This is a genomic window from Sphingomonas adhaesiva (genome assembly GCF_036946125.1).
GTDB classification, from domain to species: domain Bacteria; phylum Pseudomonadota; class Alphaproteobacteria; order Sphingomonadales; family Sphingomonadaceae; genus Sphingomonas; species Sphingomonas adhaesiva_A.
Map to the genome: position 1 here is coordinate 1,412,612 of NZ_JAQIJT010000002.1, position 14,450 is coordinate 1,427,061.

The window sequence follows — 14,450 nt, forward strand, 5'->3', positions numbered from 1 at the left end:
TCACCCCACCATCGCGCGCGTGGCGGCGGCGACATCCGCCTGCCGCATCAACGCCTCGCCGATCAGGAAGCAATGCACGCCGTGCGCCGCCAGTTCGTCCAGGTCAGCGCGCGACGACAGGCCGCTTTCCGCGACGAAGGTACATCCCGCGGGCGCATGGCGCATCAGGTCGTAGGTGCGGCGAAAGTCGACCTCGAACGTCTTCAGGTCGCGGTTGTTGACCCCGATCAGCCGCGACGAAAGCCGCCCCGCGCGCTCCATCTCCGCCTCGTCGTGCACCTCGATCAGCACGTCGAGCCCCTGCTCGATCGCCGCCGCCTCGCACTCGGCGAGGCGCCCGTCGTCCAGCGCCGAGACGATCAGCAGGATCGCGTCCGCCCCGATGCTGCGCGCCTCCAGCATCTGCCACGGGTCGACCGTGAAGTCCTTGCGCAGCACCGGCAGGTCGCAGGCCGCGCGCGCCGCGATCAGATACGCCTCGTCCCCCTGGAAATAGGGCGCGTCGGTCAGCACCGACAGGCACGTCGCCCCGCCCGCGGCATAAGCGCGCGCGTGCGCGGGCGGATCGAAATCCTCACGGATCAGTCCCTTGGACGGACTGGCCTTCTTGATCTCCGCGATCAGCGCGTGGCGCCCCGCCGCCGCGGTGCGGTCCAGCGCGGCGCGAAAGCCGCGCGGCGGCGTCTGCGCGGCGGCACGCGCGGTCAGCTCCGCAATCGAAACCGCGGCACGGCGCGCCGCCACCTCGTCGCGCTTGGTGGCGCAGATCGTGTCGAGAATGGTCATGAATATGCGATCCAGCGGTCGAGCAGCCGGTCGGCCGCGCCATTGTCGAGCACCTCGCCGGCGCGCGCCGCGGCGTCGGCCAATGCCGTGTCCGTCCCTGCCAGCACCAGCGCCGCCGCCGCGTTGAGCATCACCGCATCGCGATAAGCCCCCCGCTCGCCGCGCAGCAGCCGCCGGAGCGCCGCCGCGTTGTACGCGGGGTCGCCGCCCCGGATCGCCAGCGTCGGGTGGCGCGCGACCCCGGCATCCTCGGGCGCGATCCGCTCCGCCATCGCCACCGCGCCGATCGCGACGACCCGGGTCGGCCCGGCGCCGGAGATTTCGTCCAGCCCCTCCTCCCCCGCGACGACCAGCGCCGCCTCGGTGCCGAGCTGCGCCAGCGCATCGGCATAGACCGGCGCATAGTCCGGCCGGGCGATCCCGATCAGCTGGCGCGTGACATGCGCCGGATTGGCGAGCGGTCCCATCAGGTTGAAGATCGTGCGCCGCCCGATATGACGGCGGATCGGCGTGATCCGCTTCATGACGGGGTGATGATTCGCCGCGAACAGGAAGCCGATGCCCAGGTCGCGCAGGGTCGCCTCCGCCAGCGCCCCGGCGCGGTCCATATCCAGCCCCAGCGCCTCCAGCGTATCCGCGGCGCCTGCCTTGGACGAGGCGGCGCGGTTGCCATGCTTGGCGACCGGCACGCCACAGGCGGCGACCACCAGGCTGACCGCGGTCGAGACGTTGAGCGTATGCTGCCCGTCGCCCCCGGTGCCACAGACGTCGATCGCGCCGGCAGGGGCGCTGACCGGGATCAGCCGCTCGCGCATCGCGCGCGCCGCCTCGGCGATCTCGGTGCTGCTCTCGCCGCGCTCGGACAGCGCGATCAGGAAATCGGCGACCGCCGCCTCGCTGGTGCGCGCGTCGAGCAGGTCGGCGAACGCCTGCGCCGCAACCTCGCGCGACAGCGGCGTGCGGGCGTCGGGCAGCGCGACATGCGCGGTCACGTCAGGACCTTGTGCGTCACGCCGGCGATGGAGAGGAAATTGGCGATCAGGTCGTGGCCATGTTCGGTGGCGATGCTCTCGGGATGGAATTGCACGCCGTGGATCGGCAGCTCGCGGTGACGCAGGCCCATGACGGAGGCATCGCCCGCGCTTGCGTTCACCGCCAGCATGTCGGGCACGTCGGTGACGATCAGCGAATGGTAGCGCGTCGCGGTGAAGGGGGACGGCAGGCCCGAGAACACCCCGGTCCCGTCATGCTCGACCGGGCAGGTCTTGCCGTGCATCAGCCCGCCGCGCACCACCTTGCCGCCGAAATGCTGACCGATCGCCTGATGCCCCAGACACACGCCGAACAGCGGGCGGCGCGCCTCCGCGCAGGCCGCGACCAGGTCCAGGCTGATGCCCGCCTCCGTCGGGGTGCAGGGACCGGGCGAGATCAGGATCGCCTCCGCCCCGCTCGCCAGCGCCTCCGCCGCCGTCAGCGCATCGTTGCGCACCACACGCACCTCGGCCCCCAGCTCCATCACGTAATGGACCAGGTTCCAGGTGAAGCTGTCGTAATTGTCGACCACCAGGATCATGCCGCCCGCCATAGCCGATGCGCCCTTCATCGCAACCATTACCGTCCGGCAATGAATCGTCATCCGCGCGATACGCGAATGGGGGGATAAAAGCGCCACGGTGCGCGTTCGCGTGGGTAAGGAGAAAGTCGATGTTGCGTACGGCGCTTACGGTCGTTCTGTTGCTGTCCCCCGCGATCGCCACGGCGCAGACGGCGCCGGTCGGCGACACCGGCCGCCCGCCGCAGCGGGTCCGCAACATACAGCTTCAGGGCAGCGAGGCGTGCCCGAAGGCGCAGGGTGACGAGATCGTGGTGTGCAGCCGCATCAACCCTGAGGAGCAGTTCCGCATCCCCAAGGAATTGCGCAACACCGCCGAGCCCGCGGCGAAGAACCAGGCGTGGACCAATCGCGTCGCGGTCGCCGATCGCGCGAGCCGCGTCGGCGCCGGCATCCCCGACACCTGTTCGCCGGTCGGCACCGGCGGCCAGACGGGCTGCGCGCTGGCGATCAATCAGGCGTTCGCCGCGGAGAAGCGCGCGGCGGAGAAGAACGACTCGATGATCCCCGGTGGCCGTCAGCCCTGACCCGCGGGCAGTGACAGGATGAACCGCGCGCCCATCCCCGGCGCGCTGTCCACGGTCAGGTCGCCGCCCATCGCGCGCGCCAGCTTGCGCGCGATATACAGGCCCAGCCCGCTGCCCCCCTGTTCGCTGGGATCGACGCGTTCGAACTTCTCGAAGATGCGCGCCTGATCCTCGATCGCGATGCCCTTGCCCTGATCCGCGACGATCGCCACCACGCGGTCGCCGTCGCGCTGGAGGTGAAGCCACACCGTCGCCCCGCGCGGCGAATAGCGCACCGCGTTGCCGATCAGGTTGACCAGGATCTGCAGCGTGCGCCGGAACTCGCCGATCGCGGGCATGGGCCGGTCGCATTCCGATCGATCGATCGTCACGCCATTGTCCGCCGCGCGCACCGCCAGCAGTCCGGCCGCGCGCCGCATCAGGTCGGCGAGGTCGATCGCGTCGCGTTCCGTCGTGAAATCGTCGCGCTCGATCGCCTCCATATCGACCAGATCGTCGACCAGACCGATCAGATGCCGCCCCGCACTCGCGATGTCCGCCGCATAATCGGTGTAATGCGCGTCGAGCGGCCCCTCCGACCCGGCGTTGATGCTGTCCGCATTCGCCACGATCCGCCCCAGCGGCCCGCGCAGCATCCGGTCCAGCCGCGCATGGAACGCCGCGCTCAGCCCCGATTCGCGTGCGGGCGCGGCCGCCACGACCTTCTCCGCGGCGAACGTGCCCCCGACGAACCCCGCGAAACTGCCCCCCGCATCGACGCGGACGGCCCCGGCCAGCATCACCCGGGTGGCGTTGGCGCGAAGGGTCGCGGGTTGCCCGTCGAAATCGCGGCGTTCCGCCATCGCATCCAGCAGCGGCATGGCGCCCGATGCGTCCGGCTCCAGCGCGAACAGCCGCGTCAGCGGAGACGCCAGCGCGACCGTCGCGTCGAATCCCGCGCGCGCGCCGTCCTCCGGCGCGATCCGCGTGACGCGCAGCTCGGCATCGACCTCCCACGTCCACTCCGCGCCGGGCGGCGGCGGTACCTCCGCCGCCGCCGCGGGCGCGCGCCACGCCGGCCGCTCGCGCATCAGCGACACCGCCAGCGCCACGCCGTGCTCGCGCGGCGCCGCCTTCACCCAGCAATCCAGGTCGACGTCCCCATCCGCGATCGTCACCGCGCGCTCGATCGGGATGCCCAGCCGCCGCGCCAGCCGGGCCAGCGCCGCGAACTGCGGCACCGCCACCGCTGCGCCCACGCGCCCGCCGGCCCGGTCGTTGATCGCCGCGAAGGTCGCATCGGCCTCGCGCAGCCGGTCGTCGCCGTCGAGCGCCGCCGTCAGGATCACCACGTCGCTCACGGCTGCACCCGCGCCAGCGCCCGGATCGCCGCGCGATAGTCCGCATCCAGCGTCAGCGGCGCGACAACCTGCGCCGCCGCCTCGCTCTCCAGCGCCCCCACCGGCCCCAGCATGTCCGCCAGCGTCTCCGCGTCGCGCCACGCATCGGCCTCGCACAGCAGCCACCCGATCCGTGCGATGTCCGCGCGCGCCAGCCCGACGCCGCGCAGCGCGAGCCACAGTCGCTCGCTGTCGACGTCCAGCACCAGCCCGCGCGCCTCCGCCGGATCGACGCCCGCCGCCTGCGCCAGCAGCGCCACGAACAGCGCCAGCTTCCCCTCGACCAGCGCATCGACCATCAGGGGCGGCAGATCGGTCACCTCCGGCGCGATCGCGGCGGCCAGACTCGCGGCGAGCATCGCGATGCGATCGCCCTCCTCGTGCACCGACAGGCTGCGCTGCGTCGCCTCCACCAGCGCGCGGTCGATCGCAGGGTCCGCGAACGCGTCCAGCTGCTCGCGCAGGGCCGCCGCGATCCACCACGCCAGCCGCCGGTGCAACGCCACCGGCAGGTCCGCGCGCCGCGCCGCGTTCGGCATCCGCCGTCGGCTGTCCGCCACCATATAGGTCACCGCACGGCTGCGGATCACGCCGTCCCGACTCTCCGCCAGCCGCGTCAACAGCGTCGCGCGGCTGCCGGGCGCGCGGTTGGCGATCAGCGCCGCGTCGATCAGGTCGATCCGCGCCTGCGCGATCAGCTCCGCCATCAGGTCCGCGTCGCGCAACAGCCCGGATGCCGCCAGCCGCGGCAGCGCCAGCGAATGGTTCGCGTTCAGGCGCTGTGCCGCCTCGCCCGCGCCGCGGGTGGCCAGCAACCGCGCGGCATGCCCTGCGATCTCGCGCTCGGCCGCCGCGACCGTCGCCTCCAGCAGCGCGGCGACCGTGGCGCGGGTGCGCTCGTCCAGCCGGTCGCGCTCGGGCAGGAAAATGTCCGCGATCGCGGTCGCCAGCCGCGCATCGACGCGCCGATCCGCGGTCGCGGCGCGCGCCAGAACGTCGGTCACGGGAAGGGGCGATGCGGACATGGCGCCGGCTGTAGCGCGACGTTCGTTAATCCGGCACTAAGCGTGGCGCCGCAGCGCCTCGACCGCGGCCGCCAGCGTGACCGTCGCATAGGACGCGATCAGCCCCAGCCCCAGCGTCGGCCAGCCGATCAGCGTGAAGAACGCGAGCACCGCCAGATACGCCGGCGCGGTCCCCCACCAGCTGCGGCGCTGCACCGCGCTCGCCGCACGCTCGCCCACACCGCCTGCCGCGATCGCGCTCAGCGCCAGCAGCCGCGCGGTGGTCGTCGCGCCCTGCGCATCGACGTCGTGCCCCAGCAGGAGCGCCGCGATCGCCGGCAGCACCAGCACCGCCGCCCGGCTGCCCCGCATCAGCGCCGGCTCGTCCCGGAACAGCGCCAGCGCGCCCGCGATCTCCGCGATCATCGCCCCCAGCAGCAGCGCCATCATGCCGGTCGCGGGCGCGTCGAGCAGCATCGCCACCACGCCGGCGACCGCCGCCGCTGCGGCGGCGCCCGCGACCGCGACGGTGGAGATGGCGCGCCGCGCGATCGGCGGGATCGCCAGCTTGGCGAGCGGACGCAGCACCAGTCGCTCGAACCAGCCGGGCCTGACCGCCATCGAGGCGGAGAGCACCGCACGCCCGCGATCCTCCAGCGCCGCCGCCCGGCGCTCGATCCCGTGGCCAAGCTCCATATCGCCCAGCCGCAGCGTGACATGCCGTGCGCCGGCCTGTTCGGCGGCATGGAGCAGCGTGGATTGCAGGTCGTAATCCTCCGGCATCTGCGCCGCATCGCCCAGCCGCCGCGCGTCGATCCGCGCCACCCCGGCCCAGGCCGATCCGCCGCCCACCCGCTCGAAATCGGTCGAGGCCTGTGCGCCCGGCACCACCAGCAGCGCATCGCCGCCCTCGCCCGCCAGCGCGCTGACGACGCCCTCGGTCGTCACCAGCCCGTCGGCCAGCATGACGATCCGCGCCAGCGGGTGCAGCTTCGCCAGCGCCTCGCCCGCGCTGCGCACCGTATCCACCGCCACGCCGCGGCGCGCGATCCGCGCCACGGCGCCGATCAGCTCGGGAGTCAGCCGCTGCACGACGATCACGATCTGTGCCGCATCGCACGCCAGCAGCAGCCGCGCCTGATATTCGATCAGCGTCGCGGCGGCGAAGGGCAGCGTCGCCGCTAGGGTACCGGGGCGGTCGTCCGCCTCGTGCGTTGCGAAGAGTAGCCCGGCCAGCATCGTGTGGCGGCTGTTAGGCAATGCCCCCCGGGCGGGCAATACGGCCTTTATGCGATCAAGCGATGACGACGCGCCGGGAAACGACTTTCGCCATCCGACAAAAGTGTTAAACCGCCGCCATGAACGGGGGGCCGTCGATCATTGGCATTCATGCGGTGGACGCCGACACGAACCCGCACGCCCTTCCTCCAGCGTTGGAAAGCGACCTTCCGTCGACCATGACCGACCGGCCCGATACCGACGACTCCATCTACCAGCTGTCCCGTGACGAGTTCGAGACCAACCCCGCCCGCCCGCCGGTACTGGGCTGGATCGCGCTCGTCGTCGCGGTCGCCTGGGTCGGCCTGCTCGTCTGGCTGGCGCGCGATTCGCTGGCGACGATGCCGGCGCTCGCGCTGGCGCAGTTCGGTGCCGCGGCCGCTACCGTACCTGCGCTTGCCGGTATCGTCTGGCTGGTGACGCTGCGCACCAGCCGCGCCGAGGCGCAGCGCTTCGGCGCCACCGCGCGCGACATGCGGGCGGAGGCGGAATCGCTCGGCCGCACCGTCACGGCGCTCGGCACCGCGATCGAGGAACGCCGCGTCGCGCTGGCCGAGCAGGTCCGCCTGCTGACCGCCCTGGGCGACGCCGCGACCGCGCGGCTGGCCTCGATCGGGCGCGGGCTGTCGGAGGAAATCGATCAGGCCGACGTCCATGCCCGCGCGCTCACCCATTCGGCCGAGACGGCGCGTGCGCACCTGACGAACCTGCTCTCCACCCTGCCGCGCGCGCAGGAGGAAACGCACGAACTGACGCTGTCGATCGATCAGGCGGCGATCGTCGCCAGCGAGCATACCGCCGCGCTCGACGCGCAGGTCGCCGCCCTGACCGCACGCGGTCGCGAGGCGGAGACGGTGACCAGCGGCGCCGCGGAGAAGCTCGCCGCCTATATGCAGCGGATGGAGGTTACTAGCGAGACCGCCGGCGCGCGCCTCGAATCGGTCACGTCCAACGCCGCGGCGGCGGTGGATGCGCTGCTCGACCGCACCGCCGCCGCGATCGACGAATCGCGCAAGGGGATCGCGGCGCAGGGCGATGCGATGCTCGCCATGGTCAGCGCCAACCAGACCGCGCTCGACCAGTCCGCTCACGAGAGTGCGGCGGCGCTGGCCGAGCGGATCTCGCTGATCGAGATCGTGATCGAACGGATCGCAAGCCGCCTCGATGCGCAGCAAGCGTCCGGGCGCACCTTGTTCTCGCAGCTGGAGGACGGCCTCAACCGCGCCGATTCCCGCTTCGAGGCGCTGCACGTCAACGGTACCGAGCGCAGCCAGCAACTTGCCGCTACCGTCAGCGCGCTTCAGGTCACGACCGAGGCGCTGACCCGCGCGATGGACATGGGCAACGATACCGCCGAGCGGACCATCGCCACGACCGAGAACCTGCTCGTCGCGCTCGACGCCGCCGCGCGCGAGATGGACGAGACGATGCCCGAGGCGATCGCCCGGCTCGAATCCCGCGTCGCCGCCACCAAGCAGGTCGTCGTCGCCGCGAAGCCCGAACTGCTCGCGCTCGTCACGGCCGCCGAAAGCACGCATGACGCGATCGAAGCGGTCGCGCAGGTCGTCGCCGATCAGCGCCACACGGTCGAGGCGCTGACGGTCAAGCTCAACGAGGTGCTCGACAAGGGCCGCGGGCAGGCCGACCTGATCGGCAATGCGGTCGAACAGGCTGCCCGCCGCGCCGACGACCTGACCGAGGAAGCCGCCCCGCGTCTGCTCGAGGCGCTGCTGCGGGTCCGCGAAACCGCTGCGACCGCTGCGGAACATGCGCGCGAAGCGCTGTCGCGGGTCATTCCCGAGGCCGCGAACGCGATGGAGATCGCCGGCGTCGCCGCGCTGGAGCGTGCCGTGGAGAGCGGCGTCGCCAATCAGGTCCAGCAGGTGGCACAGGTCGCCGAAGCCGCGGTCGCTGCGGCCGGCCGGGCCGGCGAGCGGCTGGAACAGCAGTTGCAGGGGATCGAGGCGACGATCGCCTTGGTCGACCAGCGGCTCGAGGAAGCGCGGGCCGCTGCGGAGGAAAGCGAGCACGAGAGCTTCGCGCGGCGTGCATCGCTGCTGATCGAGGCGCTCAACTCGGCCTCGATCGACCTCACCCGCACCTTCGCGCCGGAAATCTCCGACAGCGCCTGGGCCGCCTATCTCAAGGGCGATCGCGGCGTCTTCACCCGCCGCGCCGTGCGTCTGCTCGACGGCAGCGAGCAGCGCGACGTGGCGCGGCTGTACGACGACAATCCCCATTTCCGCGAGCAGGTGAACCGCTACATCCACGATTTCGAAGCGATGCTGCGCACGATCCTGGCGCAACGCGACGGCTCGCCGCTGGGCGTGACGCTGCTGTCGTCGGACATGGGCAAGCTCTACGTCGCGCTGGCACAGGCGATCGAGCGCCTGCGCTGACGCGGTCGCCGCCCCGCAGGTGGGGGATCGGCCGGAAATGACCCGCGCCCTACGCCGCCATCATGGCGCGGGGGCGCGTCGTGGCGGCCTTGGTGTCGCTCGCCGGCTTCTTCACCTCTCCCGCCACCACCGCAAAGCCGCATCCCGCAGGACCGGCGCGTGCTGCCTTGCGATCGCCCGATCGCCTGCCGCATCGGATCGTCACGCATGAAGGGCGCCCCTGGAACTGAGGCCGCCCTACATGCCGCGAAATGAACTTCGTAATAAATGGCGATTATGTAGATTGCAAACCCACTTGCGAACAGCGCCGCTAGCGCGCAGCATCCCCCTTCACAGGAACCGAGTCGCGAGGGCGGAATGGCTAGGGGAAAAGGTGCAAGCGAGTACGATCTAGCGTTAGGGAGCCTTGAATATCTAAGTGCTCGTCCAGGTGGATCGGCCTCTATTGACGAGCTTGTTGCCGAGCTTCCTAACCATGTCGCATTGTCCGATGACGATAAAGCTCCATCACCAACGCGACCTCGCGAGGCTGTTTGGGAGCAACGCGTCCGGAACATCGTCAGCCACAAAGAGAGCGCCACAAACTTCGTGAAGCTTGGCTACCTGAACGCTGAGAACGGTACGCTTACTATTACCCCCGAGGGGCGGGACTACCTCAAGCGCGAACTTGGCTGAGCGTATCGTGCTTTGTACCCCGGCTTGAACCATTTAAGTTCAGTCGGGGTCGGGTTTGCAATGTCCCACACAAACCACGCGTATGCGGTCGTGCCGGTGCCTTTTTGAACAGCGCCTGCCGGGTAAAAGGTGATCCGTTCGCTGAACACCCAAACGCGTGACGGAGGGGCGGCGGTGAAGATCGTGCGCTGGCGGTTCGCGCCTTCGAGGAAAGCAAGGCGCAACAGAAGCGCGAACTTGCGATCAGCCTTGCGTAGCCCCGCCTCAACAAAGCCTTCGGCAGCGTTGTATGGTGGGTTCGTCACGATATTCGCCGCGCGCCGGTTGCTCTTGAGGAAGTCGATGCCCCCTTCGCCGTAGCCGCGATCGTGGAGGTCGGTGCTGACTACTGGCTGTCCGGTGAGTGCGAGGACATCGGACATCGCGCCGTTGCCACAGGCGCACTCCCAAATCTCATCCTCGAACTGCTCATTGTCGATCAGCGCGTGAGTCGCCCACGCCGGAGTTGGGAAGAAGTCCGGGCCGTCCAGATCGGCAAACCGCTTGAGGGTCGGCTTGAACCCGCCGTTCAGGTTGTATGTCGCGTCCATGCGGAAAGTATCGCAGAATCAGCGGCTTACGCAACCCGAGCTAAGCGACTCAAAAGACTCGGTTTACCTGTTTTCAGGTTCATCGCTGCCTTCCGGGGATCGGTGCTTCACCAGTTTCCCCACCCGCTCCTTGAAGCGCTCCGGGTCGTCGTCCGTTTCAAGCTGGCGCGCGGCTTCTTTGAACTTGTCGAGCTGGGTGGGTTTGTCCTCATTCATCGCCGCTGGCCTTAAAGCTCTGATTTTCCGCCGACACCTGCTCAATGGTCATATCGAGCAGTTCCTTGAGAGCGGCAATCTTCTTCTCCAAAGCAGCTAGTCCCGCACGATCAAGCAGGCCCTCAAGATGCACCTTGTCACCTCGGATGTTCATGTTGATCTTGTTTAATCCTCCGGCTGGCTCGGTATTCGCGAACGCACCGGGGCTGGCGGTCGCCATAGTCGCCATAAGGCGCTGTGGGGGGGCTTCGGGAATCTGTTCCATGCTTTGCTCTTGCGGTTGGTCCTCGTTGGTAGGTGGACCTGCCGGAACGCCTTCACCATGACTTTCGCTGGCGCTCTCTTCCTCGATGAAGAGTAATGTCTGGCGATATGCCTTCGCCGCGGGGCGGACTGCGGATTGATTGAAACCCTTGCGGTTGAGATACATCACCACCCCGTCCTCAGGCGGGATCATGTTAGGCCAGCGCTCCTGCAACTCCCGGAATAGCTGAGGCTCAAAGGCAGCCGCCTGAAGCTCTTGCCGCTTCTCCTCGGCATCATCCGTGTAGAGCAGCGCGCGAGCGCGATCCGTCACGCGCATTTCTCCCTTCCCGGCGCGCTCGACCAACCCAAACTGCGCCAACGCGGCGAGAGCTTTGTTGGCAGGGCCGCTAAGCCCGGAGTAGCCAATCAATTTCGCCGCAATCTCACGATCCACCTTCGACCGGCGATACTGTGCCTCGATCTTTCGAACGGCAGTAATCGCTTCAGACAGCGGCCAGACGGGATACGAAGGGCTGCGAACGGGTGTTTCCGGTCCGTTACTCATGGTGGGGCTCCTGGTGCGTTTGGCTTTCCATATCGCTGTTCTCCGCTATAAGCAAGAAAGTGACTGCGATGTCTTGCATGGCTCGAAGCCATGGCCTACAGGACGAGTCGCAGCACAATCGTCGGGAGGCGAAAGATGATCGTCAGGAGGGTTGCTCTAGCCGTCGTCACGCTCACGGACGCGGCGCGGGCTAAGTAGAGAAGCCGCCAAACCCCTGGCAGGGTCGGCGGCTTCGAGGTGGGCCAAAAATCGGATCGAACCAACTGGCGGCGGTGTGCATAGCACCGCCGCCTTTCTTTGTGAATCCCTCGCGTAGCGACGGTGCGGCTTCGTATTCCACCGCGAGCGCTGCCGTCCGGTTTGTGGTGCCGCTACCCCCTTAGGCGTCGAGGTCAGGCCTTGCGTAAGTAAGACGCTTGCCGGTGATGCCCGTCAGCGCCTCGCGTCCCCGCTGGCGATCGTCAAAGCCGTTCGCGATACGATGATTGTACCGGAACTCGAACTCCGCGAGGTAGCGGTGTAGGTGCTGCTCGCCGCAATGCTGATAGACGCCCTTCATGCCGCGCTTGAAGATGCTGAAATAGCCCTCGACCGTGTTCGTGTGGATCGTCGGGTTGGCGTAGTCCACGTACTGACCCGCACCGTGCGCGGTGAAGCCATGGCCCGCGAAGTGATCGCCCAGCTTGCGATAAGCGTTAGCCTCGTCCGTCATCACAGTAGCTTCGCGAGCAACGTTCGCCTGTACGATGGGCAACAGCGTTGCGGCGCTCACATTGTCGACAACCATCGTGCGAGCGCGACCGGTCTCGCGATCGACCAGCGCCAGAACCTTCATCTTGTGGTGGAACGCGCGCTTGACCGGGGCACCCTTGATGCGGCCGATGAAGGTCTCGTCGACTTCGACAGCGCCACCATTGCCGCCGAAGGGCGCCAGATCGCCGGAACGCATTGCCTCGCGAATGCGGTGAGCGAGGAACCACGCGCTCTTGTACTGCACCTCTAGCACCCGGCTAAGCTGGTGAGCGCTGATGCCCTTCTTGCTCGACACCATCAGGTGGACGGCCTGGAGCATCTTGTGGAGCGGCATGCGGGCATGCTCGAATACGGTTCCGACCTTCACCGTGAACTGCTTACGGCACTCGCCGCACTTCTTCAGACCATGACGGACCGCGCCTTCGGGCGACTTCGCGCTCGGCTTACCGCGCACTCCAGCGAGGTCGTAAACCTTGCCACCCACGACACCACAGTGCGGGCACGTCACGCCGTTCGCCCACACGATGCTTTCAAGGAAGCGGAACGCTTCCGTCTCATCGTGAAAGTGGGGGCTGGACAGAACGGACATGACGGCTTGCTCCTTGCCGTCCGTCCTACTCAATCAGGCTGGGTTTGTAAAGTGCATAATCGCCTAATAAATATCAAGGTCGTAGAAGAATCAGACGGCGGTCTTGCCATATTCCTGGCGGGTGACCGGATGGCTCGACGACAAGCCGCCGTCGACCGCCAGCGCCTGTCCGTTGACATAGCTGGCATCGTCGCTGGCGAGGAACAGCGCAACCTTCGCCAATTCATCCGGTTGCGCCCCGCGGCGCAGCGGATTGAGCCGCCCGACCTTGTCCATCTTGCCCGCATCGCGCGCATAGTCGAACGTGGGCTTGGTCATGCCCGTCTCGGTCAGACCGGGGCACAGCGCGTTGACGCGGACGTTGCTCCCCGCCAGCTGCTGCGCCGAGGTCATCGCCAGGTTGATGACCCCCGCCTTCGACGCTGAATACGCCGGCGATCCCGCGCCCGAGCGGATACCCGCGACGCTGGCGGTCAGCACGATCGCGCCGCCGCCACGCTCGGCGATGCGCGGGGCGGCATGCTTCACCGCTAGATAGGGACCGATCAGGTTGACGCGCAGCACTTCGGTGATGAGCGATACGTCGGTGTCGAAGATGTTCGCCATCCCGCCCGAGATGCCGGCGTTGGCGAACATCACGTCCAGCCCGCCGAACGTCTCGACCGCCAGCGCGACCGCCCTCACCACATCCTCTTCCTTCCCCGCGTCGATCCGGATCGCCTCCGCGGTGCCGCCGGCGTCCCGGATCGCCTGCGCGGTCGCATCGGCCGTCTCGTTGATGTCGGCGACGACCACCTTGCCGCCCTCGCGCGCGAATAGCGTCGCCGCGGCACGTCCGATGCCCGAGCCGGCCCCGGTGACGATGATCGATTTGTCCTGAAAGCGCATGCCAGTCTCCCTTCGCCGGGCCGTACGCTCCGGCACGGAATTCGATACGAAGCACCCGCCGCACGGTGAACCCCGGCACGGGGCCGGCGTGGCGGGCGCGGCGGTTCAGATCGTCACGCCCCCGTCGATCACCATCGTCTGCCCGGTCATGAAACCGCTCGCGCGGCTGGCGAGATAGACGACCGCACCCGCGATCTCTTCCGGCTCGCCGATGCGGCGCAGCGGCGTGGTGCGGTTGCGCTCGGCGACCGCCGCCTCGTCCTCCCACAGCGCCTTGGCGAAATCGGTCTTGATGAGGCCGGGTGCGATGCAGTTCACGCGGATGCCGTGCTTGCCATATTCGTGCGCCAGATTGCGCGCGAGCTGCATGTCGGCGGCCTTGCTGATGCAATAGGCGCCGATCACGGTCGACCCGCGCAGGCCCCCGATCGAGGAGACGATCACGATCGATCCGTCTCCGCGCTCCTTCATCTCGGGGGCGACCATCTGCACCAGCCAGTGGTTGGAGATGATGTTGTTGTCGAGGATCTTGCGGAACTGCTCGTCCGCGATCCCCTCCTGCGGCCCGTAATAGGGGTTCGATGCGGCATTGCAGACCAGCACGTCGATCCGCCCGAACGCCGCGCGCGCCGCATCGACCAGCGCCTGAAGCCCTGCCTTGTCGGAGATATTGGCGGCGACCGCGATCGCGGTGCCGTCACCGAAGCGCGCGTTGATCTCCTCCGCGACCGCGTCGCAGGCATCCTGCTTGCGGCTGGAGATGACGATCTTCGCTCCCTGCTCGGCACAGGCGATCGCGGATGCCTTGCCGATCCCGCGCGAGGACCCGGTGATGAGCACGACCTTTCCGGTCAGATCGAACAGCGACATGTCATTCCCTCTCCCGTCATTCCCGCGAAGGCGGGAATCCAGAGGCGCTGCCGTGGCGCCTCCATCGATACCT

Annotated in this window: 15 protein-coding genes; 2 read left to right on the forward strand and 13 right to left on the reverse strand. The window is 68.5% G+C overall.

The annotated features are described in order from the left end of the window. From trpC to PGN23_RS13015, 3 genes are read right to left on the reverse strand one after another with little or no spacing between them, the layout of a single operon-like run. Positions 1-786: an indole-3-glycerol phosphate synthase TrpC gene (trpC, locus tag PGN23_RS13005; RefSeq protein WP_335303342.1), complete on the reverse strand. Its 786-nt coding sequence runs from the start codon at positions 784-786 to the stop codon at positions 1-3. Next, complete coding sequence (trpD, locus tag PGN23_RS13010; RefSeq protein WP_335303343.1) at positions 783-1,778, reverse strand: anthranilate phosphoribosyltransferase; 996 nt, start codon at positions 1,776-1,778, stop codon at positions 783-785. Before trpD ends, trpC begins: the two co-directional genes overlap by 4 nt. Further along, positions 1,775-2,359: an anthranilate synthase component II gene (locus tag PGN23_RS13015; protein ID WP_335304600.1), complete on the reverse strand. Its 585-nt coding sequence runs from the start codon at positions 2,357-2,359 to the stop codon at positions 1,775-1,777. The genes trpD and PGN23_RS13015 overlap by 4 nt, the downstream gene beginning before the upstream one ends. Before the next feature lie 131 nt (positions 2,360-2,490). Here PGN23_RS13015 and PGN23_RS13020 point away from each other — a divergent pair, with 131 nt between their 5' ends. Then, complete coding sequence (locus PGN23_RS13020) at positions 2,491-2,925, forward strand: hypothetical protein (protein WP_335303345.1); 435 nt, start codon at positions 2,491-2,493, stop codon at positions 2,923-2,925. On the opposite strand, the gene PGN23_RS13025 is transcribed toward PGN23_RS13020, so the two are convergent. From PGN23_RS13025 to PGN23_RS13035, 3 genes are read right to left on the reverse strand one after another with little or no spacing between them, the layout of a single operon-like run. Continuing rightward, complete coding sequence (locus tag PGN23_RS13025) at positions 2,916-4,265, reverse strand: sensor histidine kinase (protein WP_335303347.1); 1,350 nt, start codon at positions 4,263-4,265, stop codon at positions 2,916-2,918. The two genes, PGN23_RS13020 and PGN23_RS13025, sit on opposite strands and share 10 nt — an antisense overlap. After that, positions 4,262-5,308, reverse strand: coding sequence for a DUF2336 domain-containing protein (locus PGN23_RS13030; RefSeq protein WP_335303348.1), 1,047 nt, complete (start codon positions 5,306-5,308; stop codon positions 4,262-4,264). Before PGN23_RS13030 ends, PGN23_RS13025 begins: the two co-directional genes overlap by 4 nt. A gap of 57 nt (positions 5,309-5,365) precedes the next feature. Further along, positions 5,366-6,547: a hypothetical protein gene (locus PGN23_RS13035; RefSeq protein ID WP_335303350.1), complete on the reverse strand. Its 1,182-nt coding sequence runs from the start codon at positions 6,545-6,547 to the stop codon at positions 5,366-5,368. 218 nt (positions 6,548-6,765) lie between these two features. On the opposite strand from PGN23_RS13035, the gene PGN23_RS13040 reads away from it, so the two are divergent. After that, positions 6,766-8,985, forward strand: a complete 2,220-nt coding sequence (locus PGN23_RS13040) for a hypothetical protein (protein ID WP_335303351.1) — start codon at positions 6,766-6,768, stop codon at positions 8,983-8,985. Between the two features lie 49 nt (positions 8,986-9,034). Here PGN23_RS13040 and PGN23_RS13045 read toward each other — a convergent pair whose 3' ends face one another. The 7 genes from PGN23_RS13045 to PGN23_RS13075 all read right to left on the reverse strand — a co-directional run bounded on the left by PGN23_RS13045 (position 9,035) and on the right by PGN23_RS13075 (position 14,377). Then, entirely contained in the window at positions 9,035-9,190 is a 156-nt protein-coding gene (locus tag PGN23_RS13045; protein WP_335303352.1) for a hypothetical protein, read from the reverse strand. Positions 9,191-9,635: 445 nt separating this feature from the next. Next, positions 9,636-10,250: a hypothetical protein gene (locus PGN23_RS13050; RefSeq protein ID WP_335303353.1), complete on the reverse strand. Its 615-nt coding sequence runs from the start codon at positions 10,248-10,250 to the stop codon at positions 9,636-9,638. A 63-nt stretch (positions 10,251-10,313) separates the two neighbouring features. Continuing rightward, positions 10,314-10,466 (reverse strand): hypothetical protein, encoded by a 153-nt coding sequence (locus PGN23_RS13055; protein WP_335303354.1) that lies wholly within the window; start codon positions 10,464-10,466, stop codon positions 10,314-10,316. Next, positions 10,459-11,277, reverse strand: coding sequence for a hypothetical protein (locus PGN23_RS13060; RefSeq protein ID WP_335303355.1), 819 nt, complete (start codon positions 11,275-11,277; stop codon positions 10,459-10,461). The genes PGN23_RS13055 and PGN23_RS13060 overlap by 8 nt, the downstream gene beginning before the upstream one ends. A gap of 379 nt (positions 11,278-11,656) precedes the next feature. After that, positions 11,657-12,619 (reverse strand): IS1595 family transposase, encoded by a 963-nt coding sequence (locus PGN23_RS13065; protein ID WP_335303356.1) that lies wholly within the window; start codon positions 12,617-12,619, stop codon positions 11,657-11,659. Between the two features lie 90 nt (positions 12,620-12,709). Then, complete coding sequence (locus PGN23_RS13070; RefSeq protein ID WP_335303357.1) at positions 12,710-13,507, reverse strand: SDR family NAD(P)-dependent oxidoreductase; 798 nt, start codon at positions 13,505-13,507, stop codon at positions 12,710-12,712. A 105-nt stretch (positions 13,508-13,612) separates the two neighbouring features. Continuing rightward, positions 13,613-14,377 carry an SDR family NAD(P)-dependent oxidoreductase gene (locus tag PGN23_RS13075; protein ID WP_335303359.1) on the reverse strand — a complete coding sequence of 255 codons (765 nt, stop codon included), beginning with the start codon at positions 14,375-14,377 and terminating at the stop codon, positions 13,613-13,615. Positions 14,378-14,450: the final 73 nt, after the last annotated feature.

Excerpts from the sequence above, each read along its gene's own strand:
- PGN23_RS13040 (WP_335303351.1), top strand. The coding sequence starts at position 6,766 with ATGACCGACCGGCCCGATACCGACGACTCCATCTACCAGCTGTCCCGT.
- PGN23_RS13070 (WP_335303357.1), bottom strand. The coding sequence starts at position 13,507 with ATGCGCTTTCAGGACAAATCGATCATCGTCACCGGGGCCGGCTCGGGC.
- PGN23_RS13065 (WP_335303356.1), bottom strand. The coding sequence starts at position 12,619 with ATGTCCGTTCTGTCCAGCCCCCACTTTCACGATGAGACGGAAGCGTTC.
- PGN23_RS13055 (WP_335303354.1), bottom strand. The coding sequence starts at position 10,466 with ATGAATGAGGACAAACCCACCCAGCTCGACAAGTTCAAAGAAGCCGCG.
- PGN23_RS13050 (WP_335303353.1), bottom strand. The coding sequence starts at position 10,250 with ATGGACGCGACATACAACCTGAACGGCGGGTTCAAGCCGACCCTCAAG.
- trpC (WP_335303342.1), bottom strand. The coding sequence starts at position 786 with ATGACCATTCTCGACACGATCTGCGCCACCAAGCGCGACGAGGTGGCG.
- PGN23_RS13035 (WP_335303350.1), bottom strand. The coding sequence starts at position 6,547 with ATGCTGGCCGGGCTACTCTTCGCAACGCACGAGGCGGACGACCGCCCC.
- PGN23_RS13020 (WP_335303345.1), top strand. The coding sequence starts at position 2,491 with ATGTTGCGTACGGCGCTTACGGTCGTTCTGTTGCTGTCCCCCGCGATC.
- PGN23_RS13060 (WP_335303355.1), bottom strand. The coding sequence starts at position 11,277 with ATGAGTAACGGACCGGAAACACCCGTTCGCAGCCCTTCGTATCCCGTC.
- PGN23_RS13015 (WP_335304600.1), bottom strand. The coding sequence starts at position 2,359 with ATGATCCTGGTGGTCGACAATTACGACAGCTTCACCTGGAACCTGGTC.
- PGN23_RS13075 (WP_335303359.1), bottom strand. The coding sequence starts at position 14,377 with ATGTCGCTGTTCGATCTGACCGGAAAGGTCGTGCTCATCACCGGGTCC.